This is a genomic window from Mycolicibacter algericus DSM 45454 (assembly GCF_002086455.1).
In the GTDB taxonomy this organism is placed as follows: domain Bacteria; phylum Actinomycetota; class Actinomycetes; order Mycobacteriales; family Mycobacteriaceae; genus Mycobacterium; species Mycobacterium algericum.
The window spans coordinates 1-18,431 of record NZ_MVHC01000046.1; the positions used below are offsets into that span (position 1 = coordinate 1).

An 18,431-nucleotide genomic window follows, 5' to 3' on the forward strand; every position below is an offset into this window, starting at 1 on the left:
GGTCAGCTCCACCGCGAGCTGGCGATAACTCAGACCGGGACGCCACGACCCGAGGTGCACCTCGTAGATGCTCATCGGCTCCGCCACCGGGTCTCGGCCGGCGCGCTGCGTCATCCAGTCGGCGTCACCCCAGCGGTAGTCGCTGTGTGTCACCCGCGACGCGGTTCGCGGCGGCACCTCGGTAGCGAAGGCGAACGGGTCGGCACGATCGCTGACGCTGCCGTCGGCGCCGTGGATACGGAACTTGTAGAGACCATCGGGCGGAAAGTCGGGCCAGAACACCTCCCAGACCCCGGAGGAACCCAACGCGCGCAGCGGGGCGTCGTTGCTGTCCCAGCCGTTGAAGTCACCGATCAGGCCGACTCCGGTGGCGTTGGGCGCCCACACCGCGAACGACACCCCGGACACGTCACCGCCGGCCGTGGTGAATGTGCGGCGATGGGCACCCAGCACGTCCCACAGCCGTTCGTGTCTTCCCTCGGCGAACAGGTGCAGGTCAACCTCGCCCAGCGTCGGCGCGAACCGGTAACCGTCGGCGACCGTGTGAATCCCGGTCGGTTCCGCGAACGCCGCCGCGTCGGGGTAGTGCAGCTCGAGTCGATAGTCGGCCAGCCCGGTCAACGGCAGCGCGACCGCGAACAGCCCGGAGCCGAGATGCCGCATCGGGAATCGGTCGGTGCCGACCACCACCACCGCGCGGCGCGCGCGGGGCCGCAACACCCGGACCACCGTGACCTCGCCGCACTCGTGGGCGCCCAGGATCGCGTGCGGATCATGGTGTTCCCCGGCCAGGAGCCGGGTCAGGTCCGCCGCGGCGGGCGCCAACTGTCGGGCCATCGAACTCACCTGCGACGCAGCAGGGCGGTGCGCGCCTGCGCGTTGATCGGTGGCATGTTGACGATGTGGGCCACCGCCCGTGCCGGGTCGAGCCGCACCCAGTTCTCCCGGCCCCAGTGGTAGTCCTCGCCGCTGATCTGGTCTCGCACCCAGAATCGTTGGTAGTCCTCCATTCCCAGCGCCCACATGTCCAGTCGCAGCGTTGCGTGCTCGGGGACGAACGGGTTGAGGTTGACCACCACCAGCACGGTGTCGCCGCTGTCCGGATCGAACTTGCTGTAGGCCAGCAACGCATCGTTGTCGACCGAGTGGAAGTGCACGGTACGCAGCTGGCTCAGCGCCGGATGCATCCGGCGGATCTCGTTGAGCCGGGCTATGAACGGTTCCAAAGACCTGCCCTCGGCTACGGCGGCGGCGAAGTCGCGCGGACGCAGCTGGTACTTCTCCGAGTCAAGGTACTCTTCGCTGCCCTCACGCAACGCACGGTCCTCGAACAATTCGAAGCCGGAGTACACCCCCCACGTCGGGCCCAGCGTCGCCGCCAGCACCGCGCGGATCGCGAACATACCCGGACCGTTGTGCTGCAGGCTGGCGTGCAGGATGTCGGGGGTGTTGACGAACAGGTTCGGCCGCCGGTAGTCGGCGAGCTCGGCGATCTGTTGCCCGAATTCGGTCAGCTCGGATTTCGATGTCCGCCAGGTGAAGTAGGTGTAGGACTGGGTGAAGCCGAGTTTGGCCAGGCCGTACTGGCGTGCCGGCGGGGTGAAGGCTTCGGACAAGAACAACACGTCAGGATCGATGTTCTTCACCGCGGCGATCAGCCAGATCCAGAAGTCCGGCGGCTTGGTGTGGGGATTGTCAACCCGAAAGACCTTCACCCCGTGGACCATCCAGAACCGGACCACGCGTAGCACCTCGGCGTACAGTCCGGCCGGATCGTTGTCGAAGTTCAGCGGGTAGATGTCCTGATACTTCTTCGGCGGATTCTCGGCATAGGCGATCGTGCCGTCAGGCAGTTCGGTGAACCACTCCCGGTGCTGACTGGCCCAGGGGTGATCCGGTGCGCACTGCAGCGCCAGGTCCAACGCGACCTCCAGGTCCAGGCGATGGGCGGCCGCCACGAAGTCGTCGAAATCGTCGATGGTGCCGAGCGCCGGGTGAACCGCGTCGTGGCCGCCCTCGGCGCTGCCGATCGCCCACGGCGAACCGACGTCACCGGGCTCGGCGGTCGTGGAGTTGTTGCGGCCCTTGCGATGTACGTGCCCGATGGGGTGGATGGGCGGCAGATACACCACATCGAAGCCCATCGCGGCGATGCGCGGGAGCGCTGCTGCCGCGGTGGCGAAGGTGCCGTGCACCGGGTTGCCGTCGGTATCCCAGCCGCCGGTCGAGCGCGGGAACATCTCATACCAGGCGCCGCGGCGGGCCAGCGGCCGATCCACCCACACCTGGTGGTTCTCGCCGCGGGTGACCAGCTCGCGCAACGGGTGGCCGGCCAGCAGTTCCTCCACCTCTGTCGAGAGGGCGGGCGCGGCCCGGGCCACCGGGTCACCGGGGGCGCGCAGGGCGGCGGCCGCTTCCTGCACCGGCCGGCGCTGGGCGGGCGGTATCCCGGCCGCAGCGCGGTCGAACAAGTCGGCGCCGACCAACAGGTCGTTGGACAACTCGGTCTCGCCCTGGCCCGCCTCGAGCTTGGCGGTCACGGCGTTTCGCCAGCTCTGCAGCGGATCACCCCAACCCTCGACGCGGAAGGCCCACAACCCGACCGAATCAGGCGTGAAGGCGGCGTGGAACACGTAGTCGTCGAACCCGGTGTGCATCGGGATGTGCAGCGGTGCGGCGCCGGCAACCGGCGGTGCGCCCGGCGACTCCCCGGGATGCGGGTAGCGGCGCCCGAGATAACTCACCACCAGGGTCGCGGCGACCGCGTCGTGGCCTTCGCGCCACACGGTGGCCTTGACCGGCACCGTCTCGCCGACCACGGCCTTGGCCGGGTAGCGACCGCACGAGATGACCGGTTCGACGTCGTCGATCTCGACACGACCAGGCACTCACACTCCGTTCGCCGCGGGGCTCTTGACGCCCACGGTAATGGGCGGGGGATCTCGACCGGCATGAAGCGGCCGGTTCGCAACCGAATCGCCACGTCTGTTCGGCGATCCCAACTGCCTCGCCTCCGCCGACCCTTCGGGCCAACTCCGGCGAGCCTCGCTGAACCGCGGTGCCTGTGCGGCGGTCCCAGCTTCGTCTCGCCTCCGCCGACCCTTCGGGCCAACTCCGGCGAGCCTCGCTGAACCGCCGGTAAGGTGAGGACGTGTGAAAGCACTCCGCCGGTTCACCGTTCGTGCGCACCTCCCCGACCGGCTGCGGGCACTCGAGCAACTGTCGATGAACTTGCGCTGGTCATGGGATCAGCCGACGCAGGAGTTGTTCGCCTCCATCGACCCTGAGCTGTGGGCCGGATGCGGGCGGGATCCGGTCGCGCTGCTGGGTGCGGTGAGTCCGGCACGGCTTGACGAACTGGCCGCCGATGAGGCGTTCACCGGCCGGCTCGACACCCTGTCGGCCGATCTCGACGAATATCTGACCCAGCCCAGGTGGTACCAGCAGCAGCAGGACGCCGGCGCGGCGCTGCCAGCCGCGATCGCCTACTTCTCGATGGAGTTCGGCGTCGCCGAGGCGCTGCCCAACTACTCCGGAGGGCTGGGGATTCTGGCCGGCGACCACCTGAAGTCGGCATCGGACCTGGGTGTGCCGCTGATCGCGGTCGGGCTGTACTACCGGTCGGGATACTTCCGTCAATCGCTGACCGCCGACGGCTGGCAGCGGGAGACCTATCCGTCGCTGGACCCGCAGGGGCTGCCGTTGCGGCTGCTGGCCGATGCCGCCGGCAACCCGGCGCTGATCGAGGTGGCACTGCCCGGCGCGGGCCGGCTGCGCGCCCGGATCTGGGTGGCGCAGGTCGGGCGGGTGCCGCTGCTGCTGCTGGATTCTGACATCGGTGAGAACGAGCATCAGCTGCGCGGCGTCACCGACCGGCTGTACGGCGGCGACCAGGAGCACCGGATCCGCCAGGAGATCTTGGCCGGGATCGGCGGGGTGCGGGCGATCAGGGCGTTCACCGAGCTCAGCGGCACCCCCGCCCCCGAGGTGTTTCACATGAACGAGGGCCACGCCGGGTTCCTCGGGATCGAACGCATCCGCGAGCTCATCGCCGAGCAGCACCTGGAATTCGACACCGCGCTGGCGGTGGTGCGGTCAGCCACGGTGTTCACCACCCACACCCCGGTCCCGGCCGGCATCGACCGGTTTGGCATCGATATGGTGCGCCGCTACTTCGACGGCGACGCCTTGGCCGGCGGAGTGCCCGTCGAGCGGATCCTCGAACTGGGCGCTGAACCCGACCCCGACACTTTCAACATGGCCCACATGGGGCTGCGGTTGGCCCAGCGGGCCAACGGGGTGTCGCGGCTGCACGGCAGGGTCAGCCGTGCCATGTTCAACGGGTTGTGGCCGGGCTTCGACCGCGACGACGTGCCGATCGGCTCGATCACCAACGGTGTGCACGCGCCCAGTTGGGCGGCGGCACCGTGGCTGCAGCTGGGCCGGGACCTGGCGGCGGCGGATTCGTTCAGCGAGCCCGCGGCTTGGGAGCGGCTGCAGCAGGTCGATCCCGTTGCGCTGTGGTCGATCCGATCTCAGCTGCGGTCGGTGCTGGTCGACGAGGTCCGATTCCGGTTATTGAGGTCCGGGCTGGACCGGGGTGCTTCCGAAGCCGAGTTGGGCTGGATCGCAACGGCGTTCGACCCCGAGGTGCTGACCATCGGCTTCGCCCGCCGAGTGCCCACCTACAAGCGGTTGACGTTGATGCTGCGCGACCCCGACCGGCTGGAGCAACTGCTGCTCGACGAGCAGCGGCCGGTTCAGCTGATCGTCGCCGGCAAGTCACATCCGGCCGACGACGGCGGCAAGGCGCTGATCCAGCAGGTGGTGCGGTTCGCTGACCGACCGGAGGTGCGTCATCGCATTGCGTTCCTGCCCGATTACGACATGTCGATGGCACGGCGGCTCTACGCCGGATGCGATGTGTGGCTGAACAATCCGTTGCGTCCGCTGGAGGCGTGCGGCACATCGGGGATGAAGAGTGCGCTCAACGGCGGGCTGAACCTGTCCATCCGCGACGGCTGGTGGGACGAGTGGTTCGACGGGGAGAACGGCTGGGCGATACCCACCGCCGACGGGGTGGCCGATGAGAACCGCCGCGACGACCTGGAAGCCGCGGCGCTCTATGACCTGCTGGCGCAGTCGGTCGTCCCGAAGTTCTACGACCGCGACGACCGTGGCGTGCCGCCGCGCTGGATCGAGATGGTGCACCACACGCTGCAGACGTTGGGGCCGAAGGTGCTTGCTTCGCGGATGGTGCGCGACTACGTCGAGCAGTGCTACGCCCCGGCGGCGCAGTCGCTGCGGCGTACCCGGGAGCCGGTGGACGGGGTGCCCTACGGTGCGGCTCGGCAGCTGGCCGACTATCGGACCCGGGCGGAGCGCGCCTGGCCGCGCATCGAGATCACCGACGTCGACAGCACCGGCCTGCCCGACACCCCGCAACTGGGGTCGGAGCTGACGCTGACCGCCACGGTCCGGTTGGCCGGCCTGGCGCCCGACGAGGTGACGGTGCAGGCGGTGCTGGGCCGGCTGGATTCCGTTGACACCCTGCTGGATCCGGCCACCGTGGTGATGGCACATGAGCGCACCGGCGCCGACGGAACCGAAGTGTTCTCGACGACCACCGCGCTACCGGTCGCCGGGGCGGTGGGCTACACGGTGCGGGTGTTGCCGAGTCACCCGCTGCTGTCCGGCGACGCCGAGCTGGGACTGGTCACGCTGGCCACCTAGCCGCGAGCAGACGCGAAAGCCCCCAGAAACGCGGCTTTTTGGGGGCTTTCGCGTCTGCTCGCCGGGGCTCGGTTGGGCGTCAGGGGAAGCGCTGCAGGCAGCGGTCGAAGTCGCCGAGCACCCCGGTGCGGTAGGCGTCGATGCGGGAGAAGCCCGCCGGCACCGATTCACCGTTGATGTCGCCGGCGGCCAGGCCGTTGGTGAGCAGCCCGGCGACCGCCTCGTCCAGGTCGCCCGCGGTCAACGTGATGGTGCTGCCATTGGAGGTGGTGACCCCCTGCGACAGCCGGGTGGTGGCCACCCCGGTCAGGCATGCGGTGCGCAGTGCGGCAGCGGCGTTGTCGAGCACCAGCCCGCCGTGCTCGATCTGCACCGCCTGCAGGTAGCGCGACACCAGTACCGAATAGGCGGTGTTGTCGCCGGACAGCGTCGCCAGCTTCTCGTCCTTGCTGGGGGTGCCCATCGCCTGCAGGGCCGGCAGATCGACCGCGATGGTGTTGGTCGCGGGGCAGTACGACGCCGGGGGGCTGGGCCGGGCGTCGGTGCACGACGAGGCGGCGGCCGCGTCGAACGTGAGCTGCGGGGGCTTGTCCGGCTCGAACGCGATGTTCATGGCGTCGACGATGACCCGCACCGAATCCTCGCTGACCGGCACCTCGCCGGTCTCGTTCTGCTGCAGCTGGACCGGGAGTTCGCCGCGCCGCTGCTCGATCTCCTGGGCGTCGATGGCCTTGCACGATCCGGCGCCGTCGGTGAACCCGAACTGGAACGCCGAGATCCGTTCGAACGCCGAGCCGTGCTCGTTGTCGCCGACGGTCTCGCCGGGATTGAGCAGCGGATCGCGCAGCGCCAGCATCGCGGCCAACACCGCGTTCAATCCGTCGCCGGTGCTCAGCGTGAAGCGCGGTGAGTCGCCGTGGGCCACCCAGCGCAGGTAGACCCCCGCCAGGCAGTCGGCCTGTTGTTCGGCCACCAGCGTCGGGGTCTGGCGCCGCTTGGTGATCCCGGCGGCGCGGGCGATCGCGTGCCCGTACTCGTGGGCGAGCACCATGGTGATCGCCATGTCGCCGTAGATGCTGCGCAGCGCCGGCAACAGCAGCCGGCGGTCCCAGCCGATGGTGTCGTCCAGATAGCAGTAGGCCGCGTTGATCAGCAGGAAAGTCCTGCTCTTGCAGAATGTTCCACGGAGCTGGCCGGGATCCCAGGAGAGCAGCGCTCGCACCGGTTCGAAGTCGCCGTCAAAGGTGTTGGGGAAACTGGTCGTCCAGAACGCCTCGAGGTCACTGACGGACTGGGCGGCGAGCTGGTCGATCCGCCCGCCGTCGGTGCCCTCGACCTCGCGGCTCGGCGGCGGGGCGTCGGGACGCAACCCGGTGGGCCCGTCCACCGCTTGCAGGCCGCCCACCCGGAACGGGTCGGCGAAGATCGACACCGGTGTTCCCTCCAGCATCCGGGCGCACCCGCTCAACAGCAGCACCAGAGTGCAGGCGGTGGCGAGAGCACGGTGGCGGCGGCGCATGGGACATCACGATAGTGCGCTCAACCGCCGCGGAGCCGCCGTAGCGCCAGACGGACCTTGTCGGTGTCGGTCGTCGCCCAGAACGGTGGCAGCGACGCCCGAAGATAACCGGCGTAGCGGGCGGTCGCCATCCGCGAGTCCAGTACCGCCACCACGCCCCGGTCGTCGACGCCGCGCAGCAACCGGCCCGCGCCCTGGGCCAACAGCAGCGCGGCGTGACTGGCGGCGACCGCCATGAAACCGTTGCCGCCGCGGGCGCTGACCGCGCGCTGCCGGGCGGTCAACAGCGGGTCGTCGGGCCGCGGGAACGGGATGCGGTCGATGAGCACCAGCGACAGCGACGGTCCCGGGACGTCGACGCCCTGCCACAGCGACAGCGTGCCGAACAACGACGTGTCGGCGTCGGCGGCGAACTGCTCGACCAGGGCGCCGGTGGTGTCCTCGCCCTGACACAGCAGCGGGGTGTCCAACCGCTCCCGCATCGCCTCGGCCGCGGCGCGCGCCGCCCGCATCGAGGAGAACAGCCCCAGGGTGCGTCCACCGGCGGCGGCGATCAGCTCGGCGATCTCGTCGAGCTGCGCGTCCGTGCCGGTGCCGTCACGCCCGGGCGGTGGCAAGTGCGCTGCCACATAGAGGATGCCGGCCTTGGCATGCTGAAACGGCGAACCGACATCCAGCCCCCGCCAACCGTTGTCGGGTCCATGCGGCGGTCCCAGCTTCGGCTCTCCTTCGTCGAGCCTCGCTGAACCGCCGGGCACCGAGCCGCCGGTCAGGCCCCAGGCGCCGGCCATCGCGTCGAAGCTGCCACCGACGGTCAAAGTCGCCGAGGTCAGCACCGTCGTCGTCCGCGCGAACAGCCGATCGTGTAGCAGGCCGGCCACCGACAGCGGCGCCACCCGCAGCACCGGCCGCACCGAGCCCCGGTTGTCCTCGTGGCTGAGCCACACCACGTCGGTGCGTGCGGGGATGGCCGGTTCGAACGAGGTCAGGACCCGCGCGGCGGTGTCGGCGATCTCGGCGAGGGCGGCCACGGCCTCCTTGCGTGCGGTCGCGGCTCTGGGATCAGACGGTGCGGTGTCGATGGCCGAGCGGACCGCGCCGGCAGCATCCCGCAGCGCCGCCAGATACGTCGCCAGCTCGTCGTCGAGGTAATCCATCCGGCCGGGCGTGCCGTCGTGAATCGCCGAGCCGAACGTCAGCGACGCGGCATCAAGGCGCTGGACGAGTCCGGGGGAGACCAGCCGGGTGACGCGGCGCACCGCGACACTCAGTGCTGCGGCGGTCAACTCGGCGGTGGCCACCGATGTCACCCGGTCCACCAGTTCGTGCGCCTCGTCGACCACCAACAGCTCGTGCTCGGGCAGCACGGTGGTATCCGAGATGGCGTCGATGGCCAACAGCGCGTGGTTGGTGACGACGATATCGGCCTCGCCGGCGACGGCACGGGCCTGCTCGGCGAAGCAGTCGGTGCCGAACTGGCAGCGGGTGGCACCCAGGCACTCCCGTGCCGACACGCTGACCTGAGCCCAGGATCGCTCCGGCACACCGGGTTTGAGGTCGTCCCGATCCCCCGTCGCGGTGTCGTCCGCCCAGGCGGTGAGCCGCTGTACGTCCCGGCCCAGGGCGCTGGCGGCGAATGGCTCAAACAGCTCCTCCTGCGGCGCTTCGCCTGAGTCGTCACCAGTTCCGCTATGGATTTTGTTCAGGCACAGGTAATTTCGACGGCCTTTGAGCAATGCGAAGGTGGGCCGCCGGGGCAGTACGTCTTCCAGCGCGTCGGCCAGCCGCGGCAGGTCGCGGTCGACGAGCTGGCGCTGCAGCGCGATGGTCGCGGTGGACACCACCACCGGGTGATCGTCGGCCACCGCCCGCGCGATCGCCGGAACCAGATAGGCCAGTGATTTGCCGGTGCCGGTGCCGGCCTGCACCGCCAGGTGTTCGCCGGTGTCGAAGGCGTGCGCCACCGCCTCGGCCATGCGCACCTGGCCGTCGCGTTGGCTACCGCCCAGGGCGGCTACCGCGGTGGCGAGCAGCTCGGGTACGGACGCGTCAGCCATGGTGTGCACACGGTAGCCCGCGTCCCCGATTTATCGTGTCCGTCCCCGTATCCTGAGGCGATGACAAGTCAGCGATTGCCCGGCGGGGCGGTGCACGAGCTACCCGCGGACCTGCGCGACGGTCTGCTCGTCAGTTCGACGGCGTTGGCGGCCTGGGAGAGCATTACGCCATTGGCGCGCAACGAGTTCATCTGCTGGGTCGAAGACGCCAAGCAGCAGGCCACCCGGGAGCGCCGAATCCGCCGGACCCGTGAGGAGCTGGAGGAAGGTAAGCGGCGGCCGTGCTGCTGGCCCGGGTGCAAGCACCGGGAGCGAACAGGAAGCTGATCGGGTGGGTGCAGAATGCACCCAATGGCCGGTATGATCGCGAGATATGTCGAAGGTCATGCACATCCGGGACGTTCCCGATGAGGTCCACGCTGCACTGGTCGAGGCCGCTGATGCGCAGGGACTTTCGCTGACCAGGTACCTCCAGCGCGAATTGGAGCACCTTGCAAAGCGTGCTCAGGTGGTGCGGCACAACGCAGCGGTCATTCGTCGTACGCAGCGTGCCGTTGAAGGCCGGGCCGACCGCGACACGATCTTGTCAGTGCTGCACGAGGGGCGCGGTGAGTGAAGATCGTGGACGCCGGAGTAGTCGTTGAACTGCTCGTCGGCGGACTTGATCCTCAGCGGCTCGGGCACGAAGAACTGGCGGCTCCGCACCTGGTCGACAGCGAAGTCACCCAGGTGCTCCGTGGACTTGTCCGGCGTGATGTCCTCGGCGCGAAACAAGGCGACCTCGCTATGGACGGCTTCCTGCGGCTGACGCTGACCAGGTTCCCGGCCGATTGGCTGCGGCCGAGGATATGGGAGCTGCGAGACAACCTCAGCGCCTACGACGCCACCTATGTGGCGCTTGCCGAATTGGTTGATGCCACAGCACTGCTCACCACCGACGCCCGGCTGGCCAACGCCCCCGGTCCGCGGTGTCGCGTCGATCTGCTGTAGTTCATCGCGATGAAATGAGCCGGGTGGAGACCGCCGGCTCGCCGCGCGCCAGCTTCAGTCCCTCCCACGGCAGGCTGAGCAGCCCGGAGGCGACGCGGTCGCGCGCCGCGGCCAGTGCCGCCGGCCCGGTATCGGTCACCACGTCGCCGCCGCGGACCAGCGGAACGGTCACCAGCCGGTGCGGCCCGCTCACCTCGGGCGGGCGGCCGGCGGGATGGACCACCTCCTCGACGAGGGTGCCGCTCGGCCGGAAAGTCCGCAGTGCCTGCTTGCACCCACCCGCCGACGTCTTGTCCGCGCTGCGCTTGTGCACCGCGACCCCGTCGACCTCGACCAGCTTGTAGACGAAGCCGGCCGCCGGCGCTCCCGAGCCGGTCACCACCGCGGTGCCGACGCCGTAACTGTCCACCGGCGCCGCACGCAGCGCCGCGATGGCGAATTCGTCGAGGTCGCCGGAGACCACGATCCTGGTGGCAGTGGCCCCCAGCCGGTCCAGTTGCTCACGGACCTGATGCGCCAACACCGCCAGTTCACCGGAGTCGATACGCACCGCGCCCAGCCGCGGCCCGGCCGCCTCGACGGCGTTGGCCACTCCGGTGGTGACGTCGTAGGTGTCCACCAGCAGCGTGGTGCCGACACCCAGCGCGGCGACCTGGGCGCGAAATGCCGCCAATTCGCCGTCGCCGTCGGCAACGTCGGAGCCGGCGTGCAGCAGGGTGAAGGCGTGTGCGCTGGTGCCCAGCACCGGCACACCGAAGCTGCGGTGCGCTTCGAGATTTGATGTCCCGGCGAATCCCGCCAGGTAGGCGGCCCGGGCCGCCGCGACAGCGGCCTGCTCGTGGGTGCGGCGGGAGCCCATCTCGATCAGCGGCCGGCCGTCGGCCGCGCTGACCATCCGAGCGGCCGCCGAGGCCACCGCGGTGTCGTGGTTGAAGATCGACAGCAGCAGCGTCTCCAGCACGATGCACTCGGCGAAGCTGGCGCGCACGCTCAGCACCGGCGACCCGGCGAAGTACAACTCGCCCTCGGCATAGCCGTCGACGTCGCCGCGGAAGCGAAAATCACGCAGGTAGCTCACCGTGTCCGGGTCCAGGAACTCCGAGAGCAGTCCCAGGTCGGCGTCATCGAAGCCGAACGAGGTGAGGGCGCCAAGGAACCGGTCGGTGCCGGCCACCACCCCGTAACGGCGTCCCTCGGGGAGCCGGCGGGCGAACAACTCGAAGCCGGTGCGCCGGCCGGCCGTGCCGTCGCGCAGCGCCGCGGCCAGCATGGTCAGCTCGTACTTGTCGGTGAGCAGCCCGCCGCAGCGGGCCGAGGTGGTCACCCGCCAACCGTATCGGCTGGACTTGGCCCCACCCCGGCTCGGTATCCTGAGCGTTATGGCCACGTCAGCAGCGACGTCCGCCCCGGTGAAACCGCAGGGCACCGGCCAGCGGCATGCTGACCCGGTCGAGGACACCGCTTCGCCCTGGGTGACCATCGTCTGGGACGACCCGGTCAACTTGATGACCTATGTGACCTACGTCTTTCAGAAGCTGTTCGGTTACAGCGAGCCGCACGCGACCAAACTGATGCTGCAGGTGCACCATGAGGGCAAGGCGGTGGTGTCTGCCGGAAGTCGGGAGTCGATGGAGGTCGACGTGTCCAAACTGCATGCCGCCGGGTTGTGGGCGACCATGCAGCAGGACCGCTGAGACGTCAACTCGAAGGGAACCGAACCTCACCGTGCACAAGTGGAAGCGGGTTGAAACCGACGGCGGCCCCCGCTTCCGCTCCGCGTTGGCACTGCACGAGGCCGCGCTGCTCCGCAACCTCGTCGGCTCGATCATCGGAATGCTCGAGGCCCGTGAATCCGCCTCCCCGCCCGACGAACTCGAACAGATTACCGGGATGAAGACGGGTAACACCCAGCCGCCGGAGGACGCCACCACGCGCCGGCTGCTGCCGGACTTCTACCGTGCCGACGGCGGCGGCGCCGCGGCCGACGGCTCCGCGCTCGACGCGGAAGGCCTCAACGCGGCGCTGCGCAGCCTGCACGAGCCGGAGATCATCGATGCGAAACGTGGGGCGGCCCAACAGGTCTTGGACACGCTGCCGGAACGGGGCGGTCGTTTCGAACTGACCGAGGAACAGGCCAATGCCTGGATCGCGGCCGTCAACGACATCCGCCTGGCGCTGGGCACCATGCTGAAGATTGGTCCCAACGGCCCGGATCGCCTACCGCCCGGCGATCCGAGGGCCGGTCAGCTCAACGTCTATCAGTGGCTCACCGTGCTGCAGGAATACCTGGTGGTCGCGTTGATGGGGCGGCCGGGCCGATGACGGATACGGGTTCGATCACCGATGTCGCCGGGATCCGGGTGGGCCATCACCACCGGCTGGACCCGGACGCGACGCTGGGATCCGGCTGGGCCAGCGGGGTCACCGTCGTGCTGGCGCCGCCCGGCACGGTCGGTACCGTCGACAGCCGGGGGGGTGCGCCCGGAAGCCGGGAGACCGATCTGCTGGATCCGGCCAACAGCGTGCGCTGGGTGGACGCGGTGGTGCTCTCCGGCGGGAGCGCCTACGGGCTGGCGTCCGCCGACGGCGTGATGACCTGGCTCGAGGAGCAGGGTCGCGGGGTGGCGCTGGACGGCGGCGTAGTCCCGATCGTGCCGGCGGCGGTCATCTTCGACCTGCCGGTCGGGGGCTGGGACCGACGGCCCACCGCGGAGTTCGGCTATGCGGCCGCGGCGGCTGCCGCCGGGCCCGACGGGGCACGGCCGGCGACCGGTTGCGTCGGCGCCGGGGTCGGCGCGCGGGCCGGGGTGTTCAAGGGCGGGGTGGGCACCGCGTCGATCACGCTGGAACTCGGGGAGCACGGCGAGCACTCGGTCACGGTGGGGGCACTGGTGGTGGTGAACCCGAGCGGCGAGGTCATCGACGCCACCACCGGCCTGCCGTGGTCGGCCTACCTCGTCGAAGAATTCGGATTGACCGCGCCGCCGTCGGAGGAACTGGCGGTGCTCGCCGGACTGGAACCCAAATCCCGCTCGCTCAACACCACCATCGCGGTGGTGGCCACCGACGCCGCGCTCAGCCCGGCCGGTTGCCGGCGGATGGCGATCGCCGCTCAGGACGGGCTGGCGCGCACCATCCGGCCCTCCCACACCCCCGTCGACGGCGACACCGTCTTCGCACTGGCGACCGGAGCCGTCGAGGTCCCTGAGCTGGCCGACACCCCGGCCGCGATGTCTCCGGAGACCGGTTTGGTCGCGGAGGTGGGTGCCGCCGCGGCGGACTGTTTGGCCCGCGCGGTGCTGGCCGGAGTGCTGGCCGCCGATCCGGTGGCCGGAATACCGACCTATGGCGGCACGTTGCCGGGGGCGTTCGGTAGCAAGCCGGCCGGATCGACGGGAAGGTCGTGATGCGGGCATGAGCTCCCGGTCAGGCGCCTCGCCTGCGCCGCGTTCCGACACGAAGCCGCTCTGGCGCACCGGTGGGGCCAGCGTGGTGGGCTTCGTCGCCCTGCTCTACCTCGTCGAGGCGGTCGATCAGCTCGGTGGCCACGGGCTGGACCGCAACGGCATCCGGCCGTTGCAGAGCGACGGGCTGTGGGGGGTGTTGTTCGCGCCGTTGCTGCACGCGAACTGGGCACATCTGCTGGCCAACACCGGTCCCGCGCTGGTGCTGGGTTTCCTGATGACGTTGGCCGGACAGACCCGGTTCCTCCTCGCCACCGCGATCGTGTGGCTGGTCGGTGGGCTGGGCACCTGGCTGATCGGCAACGTCGGGTCGGCGTGCGGGCCCACCGACCACATCGGCGCCTCCGGCCTGATCTTCGGCTGGTTGGCCTTCCTGGTGGTGTTCGGGTGGTTCACCCGCAGAATCTGGCAGATCCTGGTCGGGTTGGTGGTGCTGGTGCTCTACGGCGGGATCCTCTGGGGGGCGGTCCCGGTGCTGAACGTCTGTGGCGGTGTCTCCTGGCAGGGACACCTGTGCGGCGCGATCGCCGGGGTGCTGGCCGCCTATCTGCTCTCGGGCCCCGAGCGCAACGCCCGCGCACGGCGGCGGGGGGTATCGGCGTGATCGGGATCTTCGACTCCGGCGTCGGCGGGTTGACCGTCGCACGCTCGATCATCGACCAGTTGCCCGACGAGGACATCGTCTACGTCGGCGACACCGCCAACGGCCCGTACGGGCCGCTGACCATCCCCGAGGTCCGCGCACACGCGTTGGCCATCGGCGACGATCTGGTCGAGCGCGGCGTCAAGGCACTGGTGATCGCCTGCAACACCGCGTCGGCGGCATGCCTGCGCGATGCCCGGGAACGCTACGACGTGCCGGTCGTCGAGGTGATCCTGCCGGCGGTGCGCCGAGCGGTGGCCACCACCCGCAATGGCCGCATCGGAGTGATCGGAACGCAGGCGACCATCACCAGCCACGCCTACCAGGACGCGTTCGCCGCCGCCCGCGACACCGAGATCACCGGGGTGGCCTGCCCGCGCTTCGTGGACTTCGTCGAGCGCGGTATCACCAGCGGCCGGCAGGTGTTGGGGCTGGCCGAGGGGTACCTGGAGCCGCTGCAGCGCGCCGGGGTCGACACCCTGGTACTGGGTTGCACCCACTACCCACTGCTGTCCGGGTTGATCCAGCTGGCGATGGGCGAGCAGGTGACGCTGGTGTCCAGCGCCGAGGAGACCGCCAAGGAGTTGCTGCGGGTGCTGACCGAACGCGATCTGCTGCGTCCCCACGGGACCCCGCCGGCCACCCGGCTCTTCGAGGCGACCGGTGACCCGGAGGCGTTCGCCGCACTGGCCACCCGTTTCCTGGGGCCGGCGATCACCGGTGTCGGCGCGGTCCGGCGGCATGCCCCGTTGAGCCGGTCGTGACCGTGATTTCGACGACGAATAGCGGGCAAAGCGCTGGTGTCTTGGTCATGGTCGCGGCGAACATGGCACAGTAGGGAGCGTGCGACTGACCGTGCTCGGCTGCTCCGGCAGCGTGGTGGGTCCGGATTCGCCGGCATCGGGCTACCTGTTGCAGGCTCCGGGGACCCCACCGCTGGTCATCGACTTCGGGGGCGGGGTGCTGGGGGCGCTGCAGCGCCATGTCGATCCCGGCTCGGTGTATGTGCTGTTGTCGCATCTGCACGCCGACCACTGCCTGGACCTTCCGGGGCTGTTCGTCTGGCGCCGCTATCACCCGTCGGTGGCGGCGACGCCGTTCCCCAAGGGCGTTATATACGGGCCCAGCGACACCTGGTCGCGAATGGGCGCGGCATCTTCCCCGTACGGCGGCGAGATCGACGACATCACCGACATCTTCGACGTCCACACCTGGGTCGACGGTGAAGCCGTCGAGTTCGGAAGCCTCAGCGTGCAGCCCAACCTGGTGTCTCACCCGACCGAGTCGTTCGGCATGCGGATCACCGATGCCACCGGCGCGATCCTGGTCTACAGCGGCGACACCGGCTACTGCGACCAGGTGATCGAACTGGCCCGCGGCGCCGATGTGTTCCTGTGCGAGGCGTCGTGGACCCACGAGGCCAACCGCCCCCCGAACCTGCATCTGTCGGGCACCGAGGCCGGGCGTATCGCTGCCGCGGCCGGGGTGGGGCAACTGCTGCTCACCCATATCCCGCCGTGGACGTCGCGCGAGGACGTGATCGGCGAGGCCAAAGCCGAGTTCGACGGGCCGGTGCACGCGGTGGTCTGCGACGAGAGTTTCGACATCCGGCGGTCGTGACGCACCACCGGTGCTGACACACCCCTCCATTAGGGTTAGCGGCGTGTCCAAACGAGAAGACGGTCGCCTCGACGACGAGCTGCGCCCGGTCGTCATCACCCGCGGATTCACCTCGAACCCGGCCGGGTCGGTGCTGGTCGAGTTCGGTGACACCCGAGTCATGTGCACGGCCAGCGTCACCGAGGGTGTGCCGCGCTGGCGGAAGGGCTCCGGCCGCGGCTGGCTGACCGCCGAATACGCCATGCTGCCGGCGGCCACGCACACCCGCTCCGACCGCGAGTCGGTCCGGGGCAAGGTGGGCGGACGCACCCAGGAGATCAGCCGGCTGGTCGGGCGCTCGCTGCGCGCCTGTATCGACCTCGCGGCGTTGGGGGAGAACACCATCGCACTCGACTGTGACGTGTTGCAGGCCGACGGCGGTACCCGCACCGCGGCGATCACCGGCGCTTATGTGGCGCTCGCCGACGCGGTCACCTACCTGTCCGCCGCAGGCAAGCTGTCCGACCCCCGCCCGCTGTCATGCGCGATCTCGGCGGTCAGTGTCGGTGTGGTCGACGGCCGGGTTCGCGTGGACCTGCCCTACGAAGAGGACTCCCGCGCGGAGGTCGACATGAACGTCGTGGCCACCGACACCGGAACCCTGGTGGAGATCCAGGGCACCGGTGAGGGGGCGACGTTCCCGCGCTCGACGCTGGACAAGATGCTCGACGCGGCGCTGAGCGCCTGCGAGAAGCTGTTCGTGGTGCAGCGCGAAGCGCTGGCGTTGCCCTACCCGGGGGTGCTGCCGGAGGGCCCGGCACCGAAGAAAGCGTTCGGCTCTGACTAAGCGTCGGCGACGATGCGGAGCGTCAGCGACGAGGAGGAGCGGCGCCATTGATGCAGCTGCTGGTGGCCAGTCGTAACCGCAAGAAACTGGCCGAACTCAATCGGGTGCTCGAGCACGCCGGTGTCTCCGGCCTGCGTCCTGTCTCGCTGGATGAGGTGCCGCCGTACGACGAGGCGCCCGAAACCGGGGCGACTTTCGAGGACAATGCCCTGGCCAAGGCGCGCGATGGCTATATGGCGACCGGGTTGCCTTGTGTCGCAGATGATTCCGGCCTGACCGTGGATGCGCTCAACGGTATGCCGGGGGTGCTGTCGGCGCGCTGGTCGGGCAGTCACGGCGACGACGGCGCCAACACCGCCCTGCTGCTGGACCAACTTCGCGACGTTCCCGACGAACGGCGCGGCGCGGCGTTCGTGTCCGCCTGCGCGCTGGTCTGGGGTAGCGGAGCCGACCACGAGGTGGTGGTGCGCGGGGAGTGGCCGGGCAGCATCACCCGGGAACCCCGCGGCGACGGCGGATTCGGCTACGACCCGGTGTTCGTACCCGCCGGCGCGGTACGCACCGCGGCCCAACTGAGCCCGGCGGAAAAAGACGCCGAGTCGCACCGCGGTCGTGCGCTGGCGCTGCTGCTTCCGGCGCTGCGACAGCTCGCGGGGTGAACCGTGCCGTTAGCGCTCGGCGCCGAGTTCGCCGGTTACCGCATCGAACGCCTGCTCGGCTCCGGTGCGATGGGCGAGGTGTACCTGGCCCGGCATCCGAGGCTGCCGCGTCGCGACGCGCTGAAGGTCTTGCCCGCCGGCCTGACCACCGACGCTGAATTCCGCCAGCGGTTCCAACTGGAGGCCGACCTCGCGGCGACGCTGTTTCATCCCAACATCGTCGGCGTCCATGACCGCGGTGAATTCGATGGCCAGCTTTGGATCGCCATGGACTACGTGGCCGGGACCGACGCGGCGCGGTTCGTCGCCGACCGGTATCCCAACGGGATGCCCGAAGATGAGGCCCTGCCGATCGTCGGCGCGATCGCCGAGGCTCTGGATCATGCGCACCAGCGTGGGCTGCTGCATCGCGACGTCAAACCGGCGAACATCCTGATCGCCGATCCCGAAGGCGGATCCCAGCGGATTCTGTTGGCGGACTTCGGAATCGTTCGGCAATTGGGTACCGTCGGCGGGCTGACTGCCACCAACTTCACCGTCGGCACCGTGTCCTACGCGGCACCCGAGCAGTTGCGGGGCGACGATCTGGACGGTCGGGCCGATCAGTATGCGTTGGCGGCCACCGCATTCCATCTGCTCACCGGGGCACCGCCGTTCGGTGACGGCAACCCGGTGACGGTCATCAGCCGGCACCTGACCGCCGTGCCGCCACGGCTGAGCGAGCGCCGGCCGGAGCTGGCTCACCTCGACGCGGTGCTGGCCACCGGCCTGGCCAAGGACCCGGCCGGGCGGTTCGGTGGCTGCCGCGCGTTCGCCCGGGCGCTGGCCGAGGCCGACGCCGGTGAGTCGGCGATGGCCACGCCCGGTACCGGCCGGCGCCGCTGGCCGTGGGTGGTGGGCGGGGTTGCGGTGCTGGCGGG

18 protein-coding genes are annotated in these 18,431 nt (G+C 69.8%); 13 read left to right on the top strand and 5 right to left on the bottom strand.

Annotated elements, in window-relative coordinates; all coding sequences use genetic code 11:
- Window positions 1-837: GlgB N-terminal domain-containing protein (locus BST10_RS21105; protein ID WP_423226890.1), on the bottom strand; the 837-nt coding region annotated here is incomplete at its 3' end.
- Window positions 838-842: 5 nt separating this feature from the next.
- The gene (locus BST10_RS21110; protein ID WP_083040514.1) at window positions 843-2,888 is read right to left on the bottom strand and encodes a maltotransferase domain-containing protein; all 2,046 of its coding nucleotides are present in this window, start codon (window positions 2,886-2,888) and stop codon (window positions 843-845) included.
- Window positions 2,889-3,153: 265 nt separating this feature from the next.
- Between BST10_RS21110 and glgP the strand changes: the two genes are divergently transcribed.
- Window positions 3,154-5,733, top strand: a complete 2,580-nt coding sequence (glgP, locus tag BST10_RS21115; protein ID WP_083040515.1) for an alpha-glucan family phosphorylase — start codon at window positions 3,154-3,156, stop codon at window positions 5,731-5,733.
- Between the two features lie 79 nt (window positions 5,734-5,812).
- Here the strand turns inward: glgP and BST10_RS21120 are convergent, their stop codons facing one another.
- Together BST10_RS21120 and BST10_RS21125 are read right to left on the bottom strand one after the other, a co-directional pair.
- Entirely contained in the window at window positions 5,813-7,252 is a 1,440-nt protein-coding gene (locus tag BST10_RS21120; protein WP_083040516.1) for a neutral zinc metallopeptidase, read from the bottom strand.
- 20 nt (window positions 7,253-7,272) lie between these two features.
- The gene (locus BST10_RS21125) at window positions 7,273-9,309 is read right to left on the bottom strand and encodes an ATP-dependent DNA helicase (protein WP_083040518.1); all 2,037 of its coding nucleotides are present in this window, start codon (window positions 9,307-9,309) and stop codon (window positions 7,273-7,275) included.
- A 60-nt stretch (window positions 9,310-9,369) separates the two neighbouring features.
- On the opposite strand from BST10_RS21125, the gene BST10_RS21130 reads away from it, so the two are divergent.
- Genes BST10_RS21130 through BST10_RS22780 form a run of 3 tightly spaced genes read left to right on the top strand, consistent with a single transcriptional unit; the run spans window position 9,370 to window position 10,299 of the window.
- Window positions 9,370-9,636, top strand: coding sequence for a YdeI/OmpD-associated family protein (locus BST10_RS21130; protein ID WP_041317485.1), 267 nt, complete (start codon window positions 9,370-9,372; stop codon window positions 9,634-9,636).
- A gap of 46 nt (window positions 9,637-9,682) precedes the next feature.
- On the top strand, window positions 9,683-9,925 hold the full coding sequence (locus BST10_RS21135; protein ID WP_083040519.1) for a hypothetical protein: 243 nt from the start codon (window positions 9,683-9,685) through the stop codon (window positions 9,923-9,925).
- Complete coding sequence (locus tag BST10_RS22780; protein WP_109559606.1) at window positions 9,922-10,299, top strand: type II toxin-antitoxin system VapC family toxin; 378 nt, start codon at window positions 9,922-9,924, stop codon at window positions 10,297-10,299. Before BST10_RS21135 ends, BST10_RS22780 begins: the two co-directional genes overlap by 4 nt.
- A 1-nt stretch (window position 10,300) precedes the next feature.
- On the opposite strand, the gene BST10_RS21145 is transcribed toward BST10_RS22780, so the two are convergent.
- A complete protein-coding gene (locus tag BST10_RS21145) occupies window positions 10,301-11,623 on the bottom strand; it encodes a nicotinate phosphoribosyltransferase (protein WP_083040521.1) in 1,323 nt (440 codons plus the stop codon).
- Window positions 11,624-11,678: 55 nt separating this feature from the next.
- Here BST10_RS21145 and clpS point away from each other — a divergent pair, with 55 nt between their 5' ends.
- From clpS to BST10_RS21190, 9 genes are all read left to right on the top strand, one after another.
- The gene (gene clpS, locus BST10_RS21150; protein ID WP_041317491.1) at window positions 11,679-11,993 is read left to right on the top strand and encodes an ATP-dependent Clp protease adapter ClpS; all 315 of its coding nucleotides are present in this window, start codon (window positions 11,679-11,681) and stop codon (window positions 11,991-11,993) included.
- A gap of 31 nt (window positions 11,994-12,024) precedes the next feature.
- Entirely contained in the window at window positions 12,025-12,621 is a 597-nt protein-coding gene (gene aosR / locus BST10_RS21155; RefSeq protein ID WP_083040522.1) for an oxidative stress transcriptional regulator AosR, read from the top strand.
- Window positions 12,618-13,706, top strand: a complete 1,089-nt coding sequence (locus BST10_RS21160; RefSeq protein ID WP_083040523.1) for a P1 family peptidase — start codon at window positions 12,618-12,620, stop codon at window positions 13,704-13,706. The genes aosR and BST10_RS21160 overlap by 4 nt, the downstream gene beginning before the upstream one ends.
- Window positions 13,707-13,713: 7 nt before the next feature.
- Window positions 13,714-14,367: a rhomboid family intramembrane serine protease gene (locus tag BST10_RS21165; RefSeq protein WP_041317494.1), complete on the top strand. Its 654-nt coding sequence runs from the start codon at window positions 13,714-13,716 to the stop codon at window positions 14,365-14,367.
- Window positions 14,364-15,170, top strand: coding sequence for a glutamate racemase (gene murI / locus BST10_RS21170; RefSeq protein WP_013828279.1), 807 nt, complete (start codon window positions 14,364-14,366; stop codon window positions 15,168-15,170). Before BST10_RS21165 ends, murI begins: the two co-directional genes overlap by 4 nt.
- 79 nt (window positions 15,171-15,249) lie before the next feature.
- A complete protein-coding gene (locus BST10_RS21175) occupies window positions 15,250-16,026 on the top strand; it encodes a cyclic nucleotide-degrading phosphodiesterase (protein WP_013828280.1) in 777 nt (258 codons plus the stop codon).
- Window positions 16,027-16,069: 43 nt separating this feature from the next.
- Window positions 16,070-16,852 (top strand): ribonuclease PH, encoded by a 783-nt coding sequence (gene rph, locus BST10_RS21180; protein WP_013828281.1) that lies wholly within the window; start codon window positions 16,070-16,072, stop codon window positions 16,850-16,852.
- A gap of 50 nt (window positions 16,853-16,902) precedes the next feature.
- The gene (locus BST10_RS21185; protein WP_205277380.1) at window positions 16,903-17,511 is read left to right on the top strand and encodes a non-canonical purine NTP pyrophosphatase; all 609 of its coding nucleotides are present in this window, start codon (window positions 16,903-16,905) and stop codon (window positions 17,509-17,511) included.
- Window positions 17,512-17,514: 3 nt separating this feature from the next.
- Window positions 17,515-18,431, top strand: a 917-nt coding sequence (locus BST10_RS21190) for a serine/threonine-protein kinase (protein ID WP_083040527.1), incomplete at its 3' end; no start/stop codon positions are given.